This is a genomic window from Kutzneria sp. NPDC052558 (assembly GCF_044547355.1).
Lineage (GTDB): Bacteria > Actinomycetota > Actinomycetes > Mycobacteriales > Pseudonocardiaceae > Kutzneria.
In genome coordinates this window covers 106,283-122,446 of sequence record NZ_JBIUAG010000020.1, presented here as the reverse complement: position 1 = coordinate 122,446, position 16,164 = coordinate 106,283, and the positions used below count along the sequence as shown (strand labels likewise).

Annotated in this window: 12 protein-coding genes; 5 read left to right on the top strand and 7 right to left on the bottom strand. The window is 71.3% G+C overall.

Going from position 1 to position 16,164, the window contains the following annotated elements:
• Nucleotides 1-12: 12 nt before the first annotated feature.
• Both ACIG5F_RS31275 and ACIG5F_RS31270 read right to left on the bottom strand, forming a co-directional pair.
• On the bottom strand, nt 13-999 hold the full coding sequence (locus ACIG5F_RS31275) for an ABC transporter permease (protein WP_396523493.1): 987 nt from the start codon (nt 997-999) through the stop codon (nt 13-15).
• Nucleotides 996-1,628 carry an ABC transporter ATP-binding protein gene (locus ACIG5F_RS31270; RefSeq protein ID WP_396523492.1) on the bottom strand — a complete coding sequence of 211 codons (633 nt, stop codon included), beginning with the start codon at nt 1,626-1,628 and terminating at the stop codon, nt 996-998. The genes ACIG5F_RS31275 and ACIG5F_RS31270 overlap by 4 nt, the downstream gene beginning before the upstream one ends.
• Nucleotides 1,629-1,834: 206 nt before the next feature.
• Between ACIG5F_RS31270 and ACIG5F_RS31265 the strand changes: the two genes are divergently transcribed.
• Nucleotides 1,835-7,975: an SDR family NAD(P)-dependent oxidoreductase gene (locus ACIG5F_RS31265; RefSeq protein ID WP_396523550.1), complete on the top strand. Its 6,141-nt coding sequence runs from the start codon at nt 1,835-1,837 to the stop codon at nt 7,973-7,975.
• A gap of 80 nt (nt 7,976-8,055) precedes the next feature.
• Here ACIG5F_RS31265 and ACIG5F_RS31260 read toward each other — a convergent pair whose 3' ends face one another.
• Nucleotides 8,056-9,171: an SDR family oxidoreductase gene (locus ACIG5F_RS31260; RefSeq protein ID WP_396523491.1), complete on the bottom strand. Its 1,116-nt coding sequence runs from the start codon at nt 9,169-9,171 to the stop codon at nt 8,056-8,058.
• 282 nt (nt 9,172-9,453) lie between these two features.
• On the opposite strand from ACIG5F_RS31260, the gene ACIG5F_RS31255 reads away from it, so the two are divergent.
• Nucleotides 9,454-10,017: a hypothetical protein gene (locus ACIG5F_RS31255; protein WP_396523490.1), complete on the top strand. Its 564-nt coding sequence runs from the start codon at nt 9,454-9,456 to the stop codon at nt 10,015-10,017.
• Nucleotides 10,018-10,100: 83 nt separating this feature from the next.
• On the opposite strand, the gene ACIG5F_RS31250 is transcribed toward ACIG5F_RS31255, so the two are convergent.
• Entirely contained in the window at nt 10,101-11,234 is a 1,134-nt protein-coding gene (locus ACIG5F_RS31250; RefSeq protein ID WP_396523489.1) for a hypothetical protein, read from the bottom strand.
• 70 nt (nt 11,235-11,304) lie between these two features.
• Here ACIG5F_RS31250 and ACIG5F_RS31245 point away from each other — a divergent pair, with 70 nt between their 5' ends.
• Nucleotides 11,305-11,673: a DUF5313 family protein gene (locus tag ACIG5F_RS31245; RefSeq protein WP_396523488.1), complete on the top strand. Its 369-nt coding sequence runs from the start codon at nt 11,305-11,307 to the stop codon at nt 11,671-11,673.
• Nucleotides 11,674-11,676: 3 nt separating this feature from the next.
• Here the strand turns inward: ACIG5F_RS31245 and ACIG5F_RS31240 are convergent, their stop codons facing one another.
• The 3 genes from ACIG5F_RS31240 to ACIG5F_RS31230 all read right to left on the bottom strand — a co-directional run bounded on the left by ACIG5F_RS31240 (nt 11,677) and on the right by ACIG5F_RS31230 (nt 14,455).
• A complete protein-coding gene (locus tag ACIG5F_RS31240; protein ID WP_396523487.1) occupies nt 11,677-12,069 on the bottom strand; it encodes a rhodanese-like domain-containing protein in 393 nt (130 codons plus the stop codon).
• Nucleotides 12,066-12,566 carry a cysteine dioxygenase gene (locus ACIG5F_RS31235; RefSeq protein WP_396523486.1) on the bottom strand — a complete coding sequence of 167 codons (501 nt, stop codon included), beginning with the start codon at nt 12,564-12,566 and terminating at the stop codon, nt 12,066-12,068. Before ACIG5F_RS31235 ends, ACIG5F_RS31240 begins: the two co-directional genes overlap by 4 nt.
• 263 nt (nt 12,567-12,829) lie before the next feature.
• Nucleotides 12,830-14,455: a hypothetical protein gene (locus ACIG5F_RS31230; protein ID WP_396523485.1), complete on the bottom strand. Its 1,626-nt coding sequence runs from the start codon at nt 14,453-14,455 to the stop codon at nt 12,830-12,832.
• A 115-nt stretch (nt 14,456-14,570) separates the two neighbouring features.
• Between ACIG5F_RS31230 and ACIG5F_RS31225 the strand changes: the two genes are divergently transcribed.
• Together ACIG5F_RS31225 and ACIG5F_RS31220 are read left to right on the top strand one after the other, a co-directional pair.
• Entirely contained in the window at nt 14,571-15,089 is a 519-nt protein-coding gene (locus tag ACIG5F_RS31225; protein ID WP_396523484.1) for an RNA polymerase sigma factor, read from the top strand.
• The gene (locus tag ACIG5F_RS31220) at nt 15,086-15,895 is read left to right on the top strand and encodes a VOC family protein (protein ID WP_396523483.1); all 810 of its coding nucleotides are present in this window, start codon (nt 15,086-15,088) and stop codon (nt 15,893-15,895) included. The genes ACIG5F_RS31225 and ACIG5F_RS31220 overlap by 4 nt, the downstream gene beginning before the upstream one ends.
• The last annotated feature ends 269 nt before the right edge of the window (nt 15,896-16,164 follow it).

The window sequence follows — 16,164 nt, the reverse complement described above, 5'->3', positions numbered from 1 at the left end:
GCCGCGGCCCGCTCAGCCCCGTTTGATGCTCAGCGGGTACACGTTCTGGTCGGCCCGGTCGGCCGCCTGCTCCGCCGACAGCGCGGCCAGCACGGCCAGGCCCTGGTAGAGCGGCATGTGGTCGGTGGCCACGCAGGACTCCCCGCACACCCGGACCGTCACGTGCACGGCCTCGCCGGGCGCGACCGGCCGGGGGACCGGCGCCGAGGAGGCCATCTCGGCCGTCACGGGACGACCCGATCGGGTGTACACCCGGGTCCGCACGTGGAAGGCGACCAGGCCGACCAGCGCGCACGACGCCCACCACACCGGCAGTGCGGCCATCTGCTCCCACGGCACCGTCCGGGTGAACCCGGCGCCGACACCGGCCTGCATGGAGCCGTACATCGGCAGGAAGCGCACGAGGTCGTTGTCGGAGCCGGCGTTGACCACCGGCGACTCCAGCCCGACGTCGATCAGGCTGATCATGATGATGGCGAACATGCCCTCCAGCTCGCCGTGCAGCAGCGTGCCCAGCACGATGCCGATGCCGCCGTAGGTCAGCGCCGAGGTGAACATGCCCAGCCCGAACAGCCACAGCTGCTCGGGCCGCCAGTAGAAGCACACCATCGCGGTCGCGTACACGCCGACCAGCACCGAGCTGGCGAACAGCGCCGTCACCTTGGCCGCCAGCAGGTGCGGTCGGGGATAGCCGGCCGCGACCAGCCGTCGGTCGAACGGCCCCGAACGATGGGTCACGCTGAACATGAGGAACCCTACGATCAGGGTCGCCGCGTTCAGCCCGCCGGACACGAAGGTCAGGTGCTGGCCGTTGACGTGCAGCTGCTCCCCGGTGCCGCGGTAGCGGAAGGGCAGCGGGTTCTCCGGCATCATGAACCGGATCAGTGTGATCCAGACCGGGATGAACACCCCGACCATCACGATGGCCAGCCGGTTGCGGGCGTGCTCGATCAGCTCGAACCCGGTCGCCGTGCGGTAGAACCTCCGGCCGATGCTCATCCGGCGTGCGCCTCCACTGGCATGGGCGTGACAACCCCGTTGGCCAGCCGGTATCCGGTGTCCAGGCGGTCGATGTCGTGACTGAGGTGGGAGATCACCAGCAGCGACCGGCCGGCGTCGCGCAGCTGCCCGGCCAGCTCCCAGAAGTGCAGGTAGGTCTCCCAGTCGAAGCCCTGGTACGGCTCGTCCAGCAGCACCACCGACGGGTCGTGCATGAGCGCGATGACCAGGTTCAGCTTCTGCCGGGTGCCGCCGGACAGGGCCTTCACCCGGCTGGCCCGGTACTGGGTGAAGTTCAGCCGCTCCACCAGCTCGTGGGCGCGGTGCAGGTCGTCGAGCTGGTAGGCGCGCTGGAAGTAGCGCAGGTGCTGGGCGACGGTCAGCGAGTCGTTCAGCACGGTTCGTTGCGGACAGTAACCGAGCCTACCTCGGGGTATGACCCATCCGTGGTCGGGTTTGAGTTCACCGGCCAGAATTCGGAGCAGCGTCGTCTTGCCGGCGCCGTTTTCGCCGACGATTCCAGCCAGCTCGCCCCGCTCCAGGGTGAAGTCGACACGGTCGAGCACCTGGCGGCGGCCGAAGGCCTTGCGCACGTCGGCCACATACAGCGTGGAGTTCTGCGTCGCCACCGCCCCACTGTCCGTCCGCCACCGGCTTCCCGCAACTTGACCTGCGTGGACGGGGCCACTGTCGGGTGATCTTGTCGGCTTGCGGTTGTTGCGCAGTCAAGCTCGGCTCATGCTCGGTCGAACGGACAACGCATGGCCGTCCGAATTGGATTCGCATTATTCTCCCGGCCGGTCGTGCCAATTCCTGCGAGGGAGTGACCGGCGTGATGAAGCTCGCGCGTGAACCGATTGCCGTCATCGGTATGTCCTGTAGGTACCCGGGTGGGATCGATTCACCGGAGCGTTTCTGGAGCCTGCTCACGCAGGGCCGCGACGTCATCCGCGAGGGTCCCCAGGGTCGCTGGGACTTCGAGGCCTTCTACGATCCCGACGTCGACGTGCCGGGCCGGTGCACCTCGCGCTGGGCCGGCTACTTCGACGACATCACCGGCTTCGACGCCTCGTTCTTCGGCATCTCGCCGCGCGAGGCCACGACCATGGACCCGCAGCACCGGCTGATGATCGAGCTGGCCTGGGAGGCCCTGGAGCGGGCCGGGCTGCCGCCGCGGGAACTGGGCGGCACCCGCACCGGCGTGTTCGCCGGCATGTGCCACTCCGAGTACGTCGGGCGGCTGGCCGGCCGGTACGAGGACATCGACGCGTACATGATGACCGGCAACGGCCACTCCACCGCGGTCGGCCGGATCTCCTACCTGCTCGGCCTCAACGGCCCCAGCGTGGCGGTGGACACCGCCTGCTCCTCCTCGCTGGTCGCGCTGCACCTGGCCTGCCAGAGCCTGCTGGCCGACGAGTCCGACCTGGCGCTGGCCTCCGGCATCAACCTGATGATCAATCCGGAGACGCCGATCAGCTACTCGAAGTGGGGCATGCTGTCGCCGACCGGCCGCTGCCACCCGTTCGACGCCGGGGCCGACGGCTTCGTGCGCGGCGAGGGCGCGGGCATGGTCGTGCTCAAGCGGCTGGCCGACGCCGAGGCCGACGGCGACGAGGTGCTCGCGGTGATCCGGGCGACCGCCGTCAACCAGGACGGCCGCTCGCAGGGCCTGACCGCGCCATCGGCCGACGCGCAGCGGATGCTGTTCTTCGAGGCCGTGGCGAAGGCCGGGGTGGATCCCGGGCTGCTGGGCCTGATCGAGACCCACGGCGCCGGCACGCCGGTCGGCGACCCGATCGAGTTCGACTCCATGCGCACGGTCTACGGCGCGGGCCGGGACCGCTGCGCGCTGGGCGGCGTGAAGTCCAACCTCGGCCACACCGAGGCCGCCGCCGGCGTGTCGGGGCTGATCAAGACCGTGCTCAGCCTGCGGCACGGGGTCGTGCCGCCGACGCTGAACTTCACCGGCTGGAACCCGCAGATCCATCCCGAGGACACCCGGTTCTTCGTGCCGACCGAGGTCACGCCGTGGCCGGTGGCCGACGCGCCCCGGCTGGCCGCCGTGTCCTCCTTCGGCGTCGGCGGCACCAACTCGCACGTCATCGTCGAGCAGGCGCCCCCGCGAACATCCGAGCGAACACCCGACACGGGCCGCCCGACCATGATCCCGCTGTCCGCCACCTCGTTCGAGGTGTTGGGCACCGCGGCCAGCCGGCTGGCGGAATGGCTGCGTGACAACGCGAGTTCCGATGGGGACGTCGCACTCGCGGACGTGGCCCACACCCTTGCCGCCCGCCGCTCCCACAACCTCGCCCGGCTCGCCGTGACGGCCCGGTCCGTCGACGAGTTGGCCACCTGCCTGGAGGGCTTCGCCGACGGCGAGCCGCAGGCGCAGGTCACCTGCACCACTGCCAAGACAGCCGCCGCCAAGGGCAGCGTCTGGGTGTTCTCCGGCCAGGGCTCGCAGTGGAACGGCATGGGCCGCCGCCTGCTGGCCGAGGAGCCCGAGTTCGCCGCCGCCGTCGCCGAGATCGAGCCGCTGGTGTCGGCCGAGGCCGGTTTCTCGGTGACCGAGGTGATGTGCGCGCCGGAGATGTCGACCGAGATCGACAAGATCCAGCCGACCCTGTTCGCCATGCAGGTCGGCCTGGCCCGGATGTGGCGGGCCGCCGGCGTCGAGCCGGCCGCCGTGATCGGGCACTCGATGGGGGAGACCGCCGCCGCGGTGGTGGCCGGCGGGCTGTCGCTGGCCGACGGCGTGCTGGTGATCTGCCGCCGGTCCGCGCTGATGAAGCGGGCTTCCGGCCTGGGCACGATGGCGTCGGTCGACCTCGCGGCCGAAGACCTTGACCTGACGGGAACTTCGGTCACGGTGGCGGTTCAGTCCTCGCCACGGTCCACCGTGGTCTCCGGCGACACGGCCGAGGTGGAACGGCTGGTCTCGGTGTGGCAGGAGCAGGGCCAGATGGCGCGGCTGGTGGCCGTGGACATCGCCGCCCACTCCACCCACATGGACCCGCTGCTGGCCGAGATCCGCAGCGGGCTGGCCGGCCTGAAGCCGTTGCCGCCCACCGTTCCCGTGTACTCGACGGTGTTGGAGGACGCCCGCGCGTTCGTGGCCTTCGACGCCGACTACTGGGCCGCGAACCTGCGCAACCAGGTGCGGTTCGCCAACGCCGTGCAGGCCGCCGGCGAGGACGGCTACGGCGTGTTCGTCGAGGTGTCGCCGCATCCCGTGACGACCTACCCGATGAGCGAGACGCTGCCGGACGCCGTTGTGCTGCCGACCATCAAGCGTGACTGCGGCTGCGACTTCTTCGGTATCCAGCTCGGCGCCCTGTACTGCGCCGGCACCCCGATCGACTGGTCCCGCGCCTACGGGCAGGGCCGACTGGTGGACGTGCCGACGCTGACCTGGGACCGCAAGCGGCACTGGATCGACCTGCCGCTGCCGCACCCGGACCTCCAGGTCGCCGGCTCCTCCGACACCCACCCGCTGCTGGGCGTGCACGTCAAGCTGCCCGAGGGCGACGGTCGCCATGTGTGGCAGGCGGATCTGGGCACGGCCGTGCTGCCGTGGCTGGCCGATCACGCCGTGGACGACGCGATCGTGTTGCCGGGCGCGGGTTTCAGCGAGATGGTGCTGGCCGCCGGCTCCGAGTTCTTCGGCGTGCCGGCCGAGCTGGTCGACGTGTCGGGCCTTCGGTTCGACCGGCTGCTGCCGTTGGGCGAGCACGTCGAAGTGTCCACTGTGCTCACTTCGGCCGGGCCGGACCGGGCCTCGGTGGCCGTGCTGACCAGCACCGAGGACGGCCTGAACTGGGTCACCCACGCCAGCGGCGAGGTCCGGCGGATCGAGTCGCGGACGCCGATGGCCCCGACCGTGCTGGCGGAACTCGTGGCCGCGCACACGGCTGTCGAAGATCTGCCCGAGTTCTACGCCGGCCTGCGGGCCGATGGCTACTTCCACGGGCCCGCCTTCGCCGGCCTGACCGAGCTGCGCGTCGAGGACGTGGACGGCGGCACCGTGCTGGGCAAGGTCAAGGTGCCGGCCGCCGCGCGGGCCAGCGCCCGGGGTTTCCGCTTCCACCCCGTGCTTTTCGACACCTGCTTGCAGGCTTTGGGCGCTGCGCGGATCAAGGGCCGCCCGGCCGGCGCGCCCCGGCTGCTGCCGGCCGGCGTGGCGTCGCTGCGGGTGTTCGGCGATCCGGCTCGCGGCGTGTGGTGCGAGGGGCAGGCCGTCCTGGACGAGAGCGACGGCTCCTCGGCCTTGGGTTGGATCAGGCTGCTGGACGCCGACGGCGTGGTTCTCGTTGAGGCGCATGACATCCGGCTGGTGTCACCGGCTCGCGAGCTCGGGCCGCGCCGACTGGACCCGCTGTTCCACGAGATCACCTGGCAGTCCGCGCCGCTGCCGGAGACCACGGTGACCGGCCGCTGGCGGATCATCGGCGACGGCCCGCTGGCTTCGGAGCTGGCCGTGCTGTTGCCGTCCGAGGATGACGTCACCGGAGTTGTCGTGCTGCCGTCGAATGCCGACGGTGTGGACCAGGTTGTCGACCTGATCGACGTGATCCGCGAGACCGGCGAGGCGCGGCTGTGGATCGTCACTCAGGGCGGGCAGGCGGTGACCGCCGACGAGGACATCAACCTCGCGCAGGCGGCCCTGCGCGGCATCGGCCGCGTCGCCGGGTACGAGCACGCCGAGCAGCGGATCACCCTCGTCGACCTGGATCCCGCGGTCGCCGACCCGGCTTCCTTGCTGGCCAAGGAACTTCTCGCCGACGCGCCGGAGGACGAGGTCGCCTGGCGCGGCGGGGAACGCCTGGTGGCCCGGCTGGTCAAGGCCCCGCTGCACGACGGCACCTGGCAGTTCCGTCCACGTCAGACAGTCTATTATGGACAAGATGGTTTCGCGCTCGACCTGGCCCGGCCGGGAAACCTCGACACCATGGGCCTTGTCGTTCGGCCGCGACGCGCGCCGGGGGCCGGCGAGGTGGAGATCCAGGTGTTGGCCGGCGCGCTGAACTTCCGTGACGTGCTGCTGGCCATGGGCCTCTACCCGACGTCTGACGGTTCCCAGCCGCCGCTCGGCGGCGACTGCGCCGGCGTGGTCAGCCGCGTCGGGCCAGGTGTCGCCGGTTTGCGGGTCGGCGACCGGGTTTTCACGCTGGCCAACGGTTCCTTCGCCACCTACGTCACGACTCCGGCCGACCTGGTCGCGGTGATTCCCGAGGGCATGACCGCCGCCGAGGCCGCCGTGGTGCCGGCCGTGTACCTGACGGCCTGGTACTCGCTGGTGCACCTGGCCCGGCTCAACCCCGGCGAGCGGGTGCTGATCCACTCCGCCACCGGCGGCCTCGGCCTGGCGGCCATCGCCATCGCCCGCAGCCGTGGCGCGGAGATCCTGGCCACCGCCGGCAGCGACGACAAGCGGCAGTACCTCAGGGACCTCGGCATCGAGCACGTCATGGACTCGCGGTCGCTGGACTTCGTGCCGCAGACCATGGCCGCCACCGACGGCCTTGGCGTCGACGTCGTGCTCAACTCCCTGGCCGGCCCGGCTTTGCGCGCCGGCCTGGACGTGCTGTCCGTGGGCGGGCGGTTCATCGAGCTCGGCAAACGGGACATCTACGCCGACACCAAGCTCGGCATGTCCCCGTTCAAGCGCAACATCACCGTCAGCAGCGTCGACCTCGACCTCGTGCTGCGGACCATGCCCGACCTGGCCCGCACACTGCTGGGCGAGGTCGCCGAGGAGCTCACCGCCGGACGGCTGGATGCCCTGCCGCGCATGGAGTTTCCGCTCGACCAGGCGGCCGACGCGTTCCGGCTGATGGCCGCGGCCAAGCATGTCGGCAAGCTCGTGCTGACCGTGCCGGAGTCCGGTTCGGCGGTGGCGGTGGTGCCCGAAGGCACCGTGCCCATCGCCCATTCCGACGGCGCTTACGTGATCACCGGCGGTCTCGGCGGGCTGGGCCTGGAGATGGCCAAGTGGCTCGGCGGGCTCGGGGCCGGCCGGCTGGTGCTGAACGGGCGGTCCGCTCCTTCCGTGCACACCGAGGAGGTCATCGCCGAACTCCGCGCCGCCGGCACCCAGGTCGAAGTCGTGTGCGGCGACGTTGCCGCCGAGGGGGTTTCCGCGCGGTTGGTCGCGGCCTGCGGTCCGTTCCGGCTGCGGGGCATCCTGCACGCCGCCGCCGTGCTCGACGACGGCATGGTGGCCAACCTCGACCGCTCCCGGGTCGAGAAGGTCTGGCGGCCCAAGGTCGACGGCGCTTGGCGCCTGCACGAGGCCTCCGTCGGTCACGAGCTGGACTGGTTCGTGCTGTTCTCCTCCGGGGCCTCCATGTTCGGCAACCCCGGGCAGGCCAACTACGCCGCCGCCAACGCCTGGCTCGACGCGTTCGCCCAGTGGCGGCACCACCGCGGGCTGCCCGCGCTGGCGGTCAACTGGGGCGCGTGGGGCGAGGCCGGCCGGGCCACCGGCTTCAAGGACCGTGGATTCAGCACTTTGTCGACAAAGGACGGTGTCGACGCGCTGACCACCCTGCTCGACCACGAACGCGTGCGCACCGGCGTCTTCGCCTTCGAGGCCGACCAGTGGTTCGGAATGCTGCCCTCGGCCATGGAGTCGTCCTTCTTCGCCGCCATGCCCCGCTCGGCCCAGGGCGACACCCCCGCCTCCGGCGGCAAGGTCCGCGCCGAGCTGGCCGCCCTGCCCGAGGACGAGCGCCGCCGCTTCATGATCGACTACCTGGCCGAGCAGATCCGAGTCATCCTCGGCCTCAGCTCCGCCTCCGTCGACTCCGACGTGCCCCTGACCAACCTCGGCTTCGACTCCCTCACGGCGTTGCAGCTGCGCAACCAGCTGGAGGCCGACCTGGCCCTGAAGATCCCGGCCACCGCCGTCTGGACCCACCCCACCCCCGCCGCCCTCGGCGACCACCTCCTGAGCCAGCTCGCCCTCTGACCCCTTTACCGTTCGGAAGGGGGCCTTCCTCCACTCCGAGTGGAGGAAGGCCCCCTTCCGAACTTCTAGGTCTTGACTGGTCAGGCGGAGAGGGTGTATTGCTCGCTGCCGAAGGTGCGCATGAGGTAGTCGCGATCCACCGGCGGGGTGAAGTCGCCGGTCAGGCCAAGGCGGCGCAGGCCCAGGTCGTCGAAGCGGCGGCGGTAGCTCATGAACGGCATGAAGGTGCCCATGGTGTTGTAGACCAGGGTCTCCCACGGCGCCGGCTGCTGCGGGGCGCTGGGCACGAACCGCCAGGTGATGGGCAGGACGTCCTCGAACAGCTCCTCGAACACGTCGGCGATCATCGAAACCCGGACGTCCCGGGGATGCACGATGTGATAGGTGTCCACTCGGGACGTCGGCGGGTGGGCAGCGACCTCGATCATCAGCCGCGCGGCCTCCTCCACCGGCAGCATGTTGATCAGCGCCTGCGGGTCGCCGGGGATGCGCACGACCAGCCGCTCCCGGCTCTCGCCGGTCATGGCCAGGGTGTTGACCAGCTTGCGGGTCAGCTGCATGCCGGTCAGCAGCGGGTGGGTCGGCAGGTGCGGGTGCGGCCGCTGGTCGGTGACCAGCACCGAGGGCCGGTGCACGACCGCGGGCCGGCCGGTGCGGGCCGACCACTCCCGGACCGCCACCTCGGCCAGGTACTTCGACTCCTCGTAGCGGGTGGTGAAGCCGTACGAGTCGTCCAGGTCGTTCTCGTGGATCCGGCCCACCGGCCGCCGGCCGGCCACCCCGATGCTGCTCACGTGGTGCAGCATCGGCCGGCGGGCCCCGGCCTCGGCCAGCTCGATGATCCGGCGCGTGCCGACCGTGTTGGTCAGGTGCAGGCGCTGCGGGTCGGAGTTGAGGTCGATGGACGCCGCGCAGTGCCAGATCTCGTCCAGCTCGTCGGCCAGCGCCCGGTACCGCTGCTGGGTCAGGCCCAGCATGGGCCGCTCCAGCTCCACCACCACCGTGCGCAGGCGGGCCGCGATCGCCGTGACCGTGTCCTCCGGGCGGCCGCTGGCGCGCAGGTAGCGCACGATTCGCTCGCGCGCCGGAATGCCGCCGGGACGACTCAGCAGGATGACCGAGTCGTGCCGTTCCGCGAGGATCTCCAGCAACCGGGTGCCCAGCAGCCCGGTCGCGCCGGTAATGGCGATCGGCATGGTCGAGCGCTCCTTACTCACGAGGCCCCCTCAGCGGAATATAGTCCGCACACGGCCAGCCACTCGTGATCTCGCTCGTATTGGTGAATCAGCGCCGCTCAGCCGGCCCTACCGGGCGAAACGTGCTTACTGTGTTCACAGGGCCCGGTGCTGACGCATCACCCGGATACGGTCGGATCCGGCTGCACGGTTTTCGTGTTCAACCAGCCGCGGGTGGAATTGGCGTGTGCGAATTCCCCTCGTGTTCTCCTGGTTGGAGGAAAGCAGGAGAGGACGTCATTCATGCTCAGGAAACTGCTGGTGGTCGTGCCGGCATTGGCGTTGGTCGCCGTCACGGCGGGCGCCGCCGCCGCGGCCCCCGTGTCCCGCTCACCCGCGCCGGCCCCACGGGCCGCGTGCACCGCCGACACCCCCGAGGTCAAGGCGATCGTGGCGTCCATGAACTCGTTCATGACGGCGCTGACCGCCACGCCACCGGACACCGCCAAGATGCAGGGCATAGCCGGCGACATGATCAATGAGCTGGTCGCCCTGCAGAAGGCCGGCTGCCTCGAGCTGCCGGCGCCGGCCCGCATCCAGGATCCGCAGGCCTGCCTCAACGATCTGCAAGGCATGGGCGCCGCGCTGTTCGGCCTGCTCGCCGCGGTCCTCAAGACCCCGCCGGACCCGGCCGGCATCACCACCGCGACGACCGCGATCGGCGCGGCCATCACCAAGTTCAACACCGACAACTGCCTGCCGATCAAGCTGCCGGTGCCCGGCGGCGGCGGTCTGCCGGCCCCGCCCGGAGGCGTCCCCGCCCCGCCCGGAGGCCTGCCCGCTCCGCCCACCATCCCCGGCACCTGAGCGGCGCGGTTCCGGTAGTTCCATCACGTGAGTGGCTCACTTCGCTCCTGAAGCGAAGTGAGCCACTCACGTGCGTTCGGGGGTCACGAGACGTCGAGGCGGGCGCGGATGCGGGCGACTCGGGGCCACCAGGGGGCGATGCGCTCGGCCTCGACCAGGGTCAGTCGGGCGGTGGCGTTGTCGCCGGCGGCCATGTGGGCGCGGGCCAGCGTGGCCAGGTCGTCGGCCCGGCCCAGGGCGTCGTTGCCCAGCTCGATGGCGGTGTTGGCCAGCGCGATCGCCTTGGACACGTTGCCGCGTAACACTTCCACCAGCGCCTTGGCCCCGTTCAGCTTGTGCGAGGGGTAGGCCAGCTGCTCGGCGTCGGTGATGGCCCGCTCGGCCCAGCCCAGGCCCAGCTCCGGCTCCAGCTGCTCGGCCTCCACGGCCGCGGCGGCCAGGCCGGCCAGCCCGGCGGAGATCAGCGCGAAGTCCCGCTGGGGCAGCCCCGGCTCGGTCAGCATGCCCAGCACCAGCTGCAACGCCTCGGCGTAGCGGCCGTGCGCCTCCAGCACGATCACCCGGGCCATGGTCGAGGACTGGCCGTCCGGCTGGATCTCGGCCAGCGCGTCACAGGCCGCCTGCGCCGCCGGCAGGTCGCCGGCGTGCACCGCACTCGTCACCGCCGCCACCAGTGGGGCGGCGTCGATCTCGGCCGCCTCCCGGGGCTCCAGCCGCAGGTAGTGCAGCAGGACCCAGCCGGTCGAGGTCACGGCGGTGTCCCGGCGCGGCAGCAGCACGTAGACCACGGCCGCCGCGCAGCCGACCGCGGCGCCCAGCCAGAACGACCCCTGCTCGACGAGGATCAGCGTGGCCGTCACCGCCAGGCCGAAGATCGTCGACACCAGGTAGGCGCCCCACACCCGCAGCCGCACCGGGGCCCGGCCCGGGCCGATGGTCACCGACAGCATGATCGGCACCGCCCGTAGCGTGATCGTCCGACCGGGGGTCGACCACTCGTGCAGTCGAGGCCCCACCCCGATCACAACGCGAGGCATCCTCGGCCGCAGGACCAGCCCGCCGGCCAGCACCCCCAGCTGCATCGCCGCCAGCCCGATCAACGCCCCGGCCAACAGGCCCGGCAGCGCCACCAGGATCGCGGCCGGGGCGCGCTCCAGCGCGGCGACGACGATCAGCGCGGTGATGGCCAGCACCGTCCAGGGGCGTACACGGGGCACGAAACCTACAGACGCTACCCCCTGACGGGCGGTTCCGGCCGACCGGTCGAACAAGCCTAAAGTTCACCCCATGGCCGTGACCCGTCCCAACCCCGCCCTGTGGCTCTGGTACTCGCTCGGGGGACGCCTGCCACGGTCCTATCGCGAATGGGTGCTCAGGGACGTGGTCAGCAAGACCTGGCTGGTCCGCCACCTGCTGCGCACGTTCCTGCGACTGCTGATCCCGCTGGCGATCCTGTACGTGGTGCTCTCGCAGTTCGGCGGGCCGCTCTACATCATCATGATGGCCCTGGCGCTGGGCATGATCGTCGGGCTGTACTACTCGCTCAGCTACGCGTCCGAGGCCAACGACGCCAAGCTGCGCAAGTACGGCTACCCGCCGGCCTACGGCAGCACGATCCGGGACAACCGCTTCTCCGAGGAGGACCGTCCCGAGTAGGGGCTACGGCACCGCCGGCCGGCCGCCGGCCACCACCGGGAGCCCCGCCGCCGCCCACGCCCGGAAGCCGCCGACCAGGTCGGTCGCCGTGGTCAGCCCCAGCCGCTTCAGGTCCCGCGCGGCGAGGCTGGAGGCGTAGCCCTCGTTGCAGAGCACGATCACCTTGGTGTCGGGGGCGACCTGCGGCAGCCGGTGGTCGCTGCTCGGGTCCAGCCGCCACTCCAGGTGGATCCGCTCCACCGGCACCGAGCCCGGGATCTCGCCCTCGGCCGCCCGGTCGGCGATGGGACGGATGTCGACCAGCAAGGCGCCTTCACGGCGCAGCTCGTCGGCCTCGGCCGGGCTCACGCGCGCCAGCTCGGCGCGGGCCTGGGCGAGGAAGTCGTCAACGGTCACTTCACGTCCTCCAGGCTGGTGTACTCGCGGGTCGGCAGCAGCGGCGGCGAGTAGGCGTGCACGCTCGCGGCCGGCGCCACTCCCAAGTTACGCACCTGGTGGGCCCGGCCGCCGCTGAAGCCGACAGCGGCGCCCAGTTCGCGCTGCATGGTCCGGATCGGGCCGCCCGGGTAACGGTAGTCCTCGGTCAGCAGCCCCTTGAGCACCGTGAACGAGCCGGACGCGCCGCCGTGGTCGTGCGGCTCGGTGCCCTGGCCCGGCAGCCACGACAGCAGCCACACCTCCACCCCGCCGGTCAGCGCCAACCGTGCCCACCAGCGCTGCGGCTCCTCGAACCGCAGCACGCCCAGCAGCGGCGTGGTCAGCTCGGTGGCGATCGTGCTGGTCAGGTCCCGCAGCTGTGACGGCGTCCACAAGGGACGGTCGGGCTGGATCAGGTCCCGCAGCAGCGGCAGGTCGAGGGCCGGGTGGACGTCGAGGTCGATGGCGAGGGTCACGGCAGACTCCTGGGGTCGCGGCGCTGGGACGGGCGTGTGCCTACGCGACGGGCCGGCGGCTCGCTTGTGACTTGGGCGATCAGCGGCTTCGTCGCGTCCGGGTACAGCCGCAGGACGCCACGCGAACGAGGTCGACCACCAGGTCTGACCAGGTCGTTCGCTGCCGAATCATGTCTCCATGTTTACATGTCCGGCGAATGCTCCGCACTCGCTTCCACCTGTTGAAATTCTGTCGATCACCGACGCATCCCACCCCCGGGGGGTCAGCCGCGGGTGTGCCAGCCGCGGTGGCGTTCGGCCAGCTTCTGGGCGTGCGCGGCGACCGTCTCGTCGCCGTAGTGCTCGGCCGTGACCAGCAGCACGTCGCAGGTCCGCGGATGATCCGATCGCCACACCAGGTTCAGGAACTCGATCGTCTGGGCCGTGTCGCCGTGCTCGGCCACCGCGTCCAGCATCCGCGACACCCCGCCGGCGTCCAGCAATCCCGACAGCTCAACGACATTCGCGTCCGCGACCCGCACCGCCGGCACGTCGCCCTCGTCCAACGCCTTGTGCCGCAACAACCACAGCAGCGCCGGCCCGTCGTGCGGGCCGCCCAGCAGCAGCCGCACCGGCGGCACCGTCAGCCGATCGCCGAACACGTCGCCGCAGGCGCGGATGGCCACCATCACCTCGGCCGTCGGCCGGTCCGGGGTGGCCAGCCGGCTGATCAGCACCCGCGGGTTGCGCTGGTCCGGCTCGGCCTGGCTCCACTCCCGGACGTCGTCGGCCCACTCGTCGCCGGCCGCCGGGATGGCGTCGATCAGCTCGTCCACCGTGGCCCACAGCGGGTCCGGCAGCACACGCACCAGCAGTCCGTTGCGCTCGGCCAGCTCCACCACGATCGGCGCGCCGCAAGCTGTCAGCCGCGCCTGCGTGCCCAGCGCGAACATCAGGCCGCTGTCCATCAGGAAGTCCACGACCTCGCTCGACACCGGCAGCTCAGCCAGATCCAGCGACCGGCGTGCCACCGCGGCCTTCACCAGCTCCGTGCTCAGCTGCGCCAGGCTGCGGCCGGGCAGCTTCGGGTGCGCCTCGAACGCCTTGCGGATCAGGTTCAGCGAATGCTTCTCGACCTTGCGCCACGCCGCCACCCGCACCAGACGACCCTTCAGCCGCCGCACCGCCCCGGCCGCCAGCGCCCACGCCATCACGCGCGGCAGCTCCGTGACGTCCACGCCGAGCACCACCGCGATCTCCGCCGGCAGCTCACGCTTGTCCACCAGCTCGATGCCGTCCTCGCCGCACGCCTGCCGCAGCTGCGCGAACCACACGAACACCGGCGCGCGCTCCGCCGCGAACCACTGCTCCCGCTCGTTCGGCAGCCGCAGCGGGCCCACCGTGCGCCGCTCGATCCCCACCAGCGCCTTGGCCACCTCGTCGGCCGGCATCGTGCGCACGCGGGACACCAGCTCCGCGAACGTCAGCTCCTCGTCGCCGCGCACGTGCTGGAACAGAGCCTTGGCCCGCACGTCGTAGGACGACCGGTGCTCCGCCGCCTCCCACACCGCGTCGCAGCGCTCGACCACGTCGTCCGGGTGATCGCTGTCCGGGGACAACATGCCGTGGCTGCCGAGGAACTCCACCAGCAGCCGCAGCGTCAGCGCCCCGCTCCCGCACACCGTCTCCGGCAGGTTCAGCCGGTCCGGCAGGTACTCCAGCAGGAACCGGTCGACGTCGCGGACCGTCCAGCGGAAGGCGCCGTCCCGCGGGCCGAGGCTGCTCCAGTCCAGCGCCATGATGGCGTCCTCGACGTGCTCCACCGGCTCTCGGCGGCGCTCGGCCCACTCCACGAACCGCGAGACCAGGTGGTCGCGAAGCTCGGGGTCGGTGCCCCACGGCTGCTGCATGGCGTCATCGTGTCAGAGGGCGCCAGCATCGTGCGCTGGCTGTGCGCGATTGGTCGCTCCCCGTGAAGGGTGGTTTTTTTCGTCGGAGTTCGGGCCGCCGGAACGATAGGTGGGCATGAACCAACCGTCCGGGGTGCGGCCGGACCCGGGGCTCACCCTGCTCGACCTGTACGAACAGGCGCTGCCCCAGGTCTACGGCTACCTGCTGGCCCGGTGCCGGCAGCGGGCCGTGGCCGAGGACCTGACCGCCGAGGTGTTCCTCGCGGCCATGGACTCCTGCCGTCGCGGCAAGGTAACCGAGGTCAGCACTAGTTGGCTGATCGGAGTCGCCCGGCACAAGCTCGTCGACCACTGGCGGCGGGCCGAACGCGAGCGGCGGGGCCTGCGGGTGCTCGGCGGGCTCGTCCGGGAGGCCGAGGACCCGTGGGATGAGCGGCTCGACGCCCTGCTCGCCCGGGACGTGCTGGCCGCACTGTCCGCTCAGCACCGCTGCGTGCTCACCCTGCGCTACCTCGACGGCCTGCCCGTGCCCGAGGTCGCCAGCTGCCTCGGGCGGACCGTGCAGGCCACCGAGGCGCTGCTCGTCCGTGCCCGCGGAGCTTTCCGGGCCCACTACCGGGAGGGCGACCGATGACCGATCCGTTCGAGGACCTGCTCTCGCCCGTCGTGCCCGTCGACCCGGACCCGCGGTTCGCCGCCCGGCTTCGTGCCCAGCTCGAGGCCGCCTTCGTCCGTCCCATGTCTGGAGGTTCCATGCCCGCCACCGCCGTGCAGGGCGATGTCGTCTACGCGTCCGTGTGGTCGCCCGACGCCGCCCGTGCCGCCGCCTTCTACCGCTCAGTGCTCGACTGGCGGATCTCCGCCGACGGCCGCCGGGTCGAGGGCCTCAGCCAGCACCTCGGGCTGTGGTCGTCCGACACCCATCGGACCACCTTTCTCAGCCACGCCGTCTCCGACATGGACGCAGCCGTCTCCCGCGTCCGCTCCGCCGGCGGCACCGCCGGCGATCCCGTCGAGGAGCCCTACGGCCTCAGTGCGATGTGCGTCGACAACCAGGGGCTGCCCTTCGCCCTGCACCACTCCACCCCCGCCGCCCCGTCCGCCGTCTTCGCCCCCGGCGAGATCGTCTACTTCACCATGAACGTCCGGGACTCCCGCACCGCCCGGGACTTCTACGGCTCCGTCTTCGGTTGGAGCTTCACCCGCGGTTCCGTCCCCGACGGCTGGCAGGTCCAGGGCACCGGCACCATGTTCGGCCTCCACGGCGGCCACGCCGAGGCCGCCGTCCTGCCCATGTACTCCGTCCCCGACGTCGCCGCCGCCGTCTCCCGCGTCCGCTCCGCCGGCGGCGCCGCCACCGACCCCGTGCAGATGCCCTACGGCATCACCTCCGACTGCGTCGACGACCAGGGCGTGCGCTTCTACCTGGGCCAACTCTGACCCATCCACAGCCTGTGGGCAGCTCCCGCAGTTGTCCACAGGCCGTGGCCGTCCAAGGTCAACTTCGGGGCACCGCCGGTATAGTGGAACCGGGGTCTGCCCCCGGGAGGGTGGGGTTTCGGCAAAGCCGTGGGGCTGGCGGTGGAGCGGGCACGACACCTCGTTGATCATGTGGTTGTCGAAGCCCGTGATCGCCAAAGACCACGCCGGACAAGATCTCCCCAGGATGGCGCCGACTCAGAAATGCCCACAGTTCCGGATCCTTGGCC

Coding starts and splice junctions, on each gene's coding strand:
- ACIG5F_RS31220 (WP_396523483.1), top strand. CDS start 15,086: ATGACCGATCCGTTCGAGGACCTGCTCTCGCCCGTCGTGCCCGTCGAC.
- ACIG5F_RS31255 (WP_396523490.1), top strand. CDS start 9,454: ATGCTCAGGAAACTGCTGGTGGTCGTGCCGGCATTGGCGTTGGTCGCC.
- ACIG5F_RS31245 (WP_396523488.1), top strand. CDS start 11,305: ATGGCCGTGACCCGTCCCAACCCCGCCCTGTGGCTCTGGTACTCGCTC.
- ACIG5F_RS31275 (WP_396523493.1), bottom strand. CDS start 999: ATGAGCATCGGCCGGAGGTTCTACCGCACGGCGACCGGGTTCGAGCTG.
- ACIG5F_RS31230 (WP_396523485.1), bottom strand. CDS start 14,455: ATGCAGCAGCCGTGGGGCACCGACCCCGAGCTTCGCGACCACCTGGTC.
- ACIG5F_RS31265 (WP_396523550.1), top strand. CDS start 1,835: ATGAAGCTCGCGCGTGAACCGATTGCCGTCATCGGTATGTCCTGTAGG.
- ACIG5F_RS31260 (WP_396523491.1), bottom strand. CDS start 9,171: ATGCCGATCGCCATTACCGGCGCGACCGGGCTGCTGGGCACCCGGTTG.
- ACIG5F_RS31225 (WP_396523484.1), top strand. CDS start 14,571: ATGAACCAACCGTCCGGGGTGCGGCCGGACCCGGGGCTCACCCTGCTC.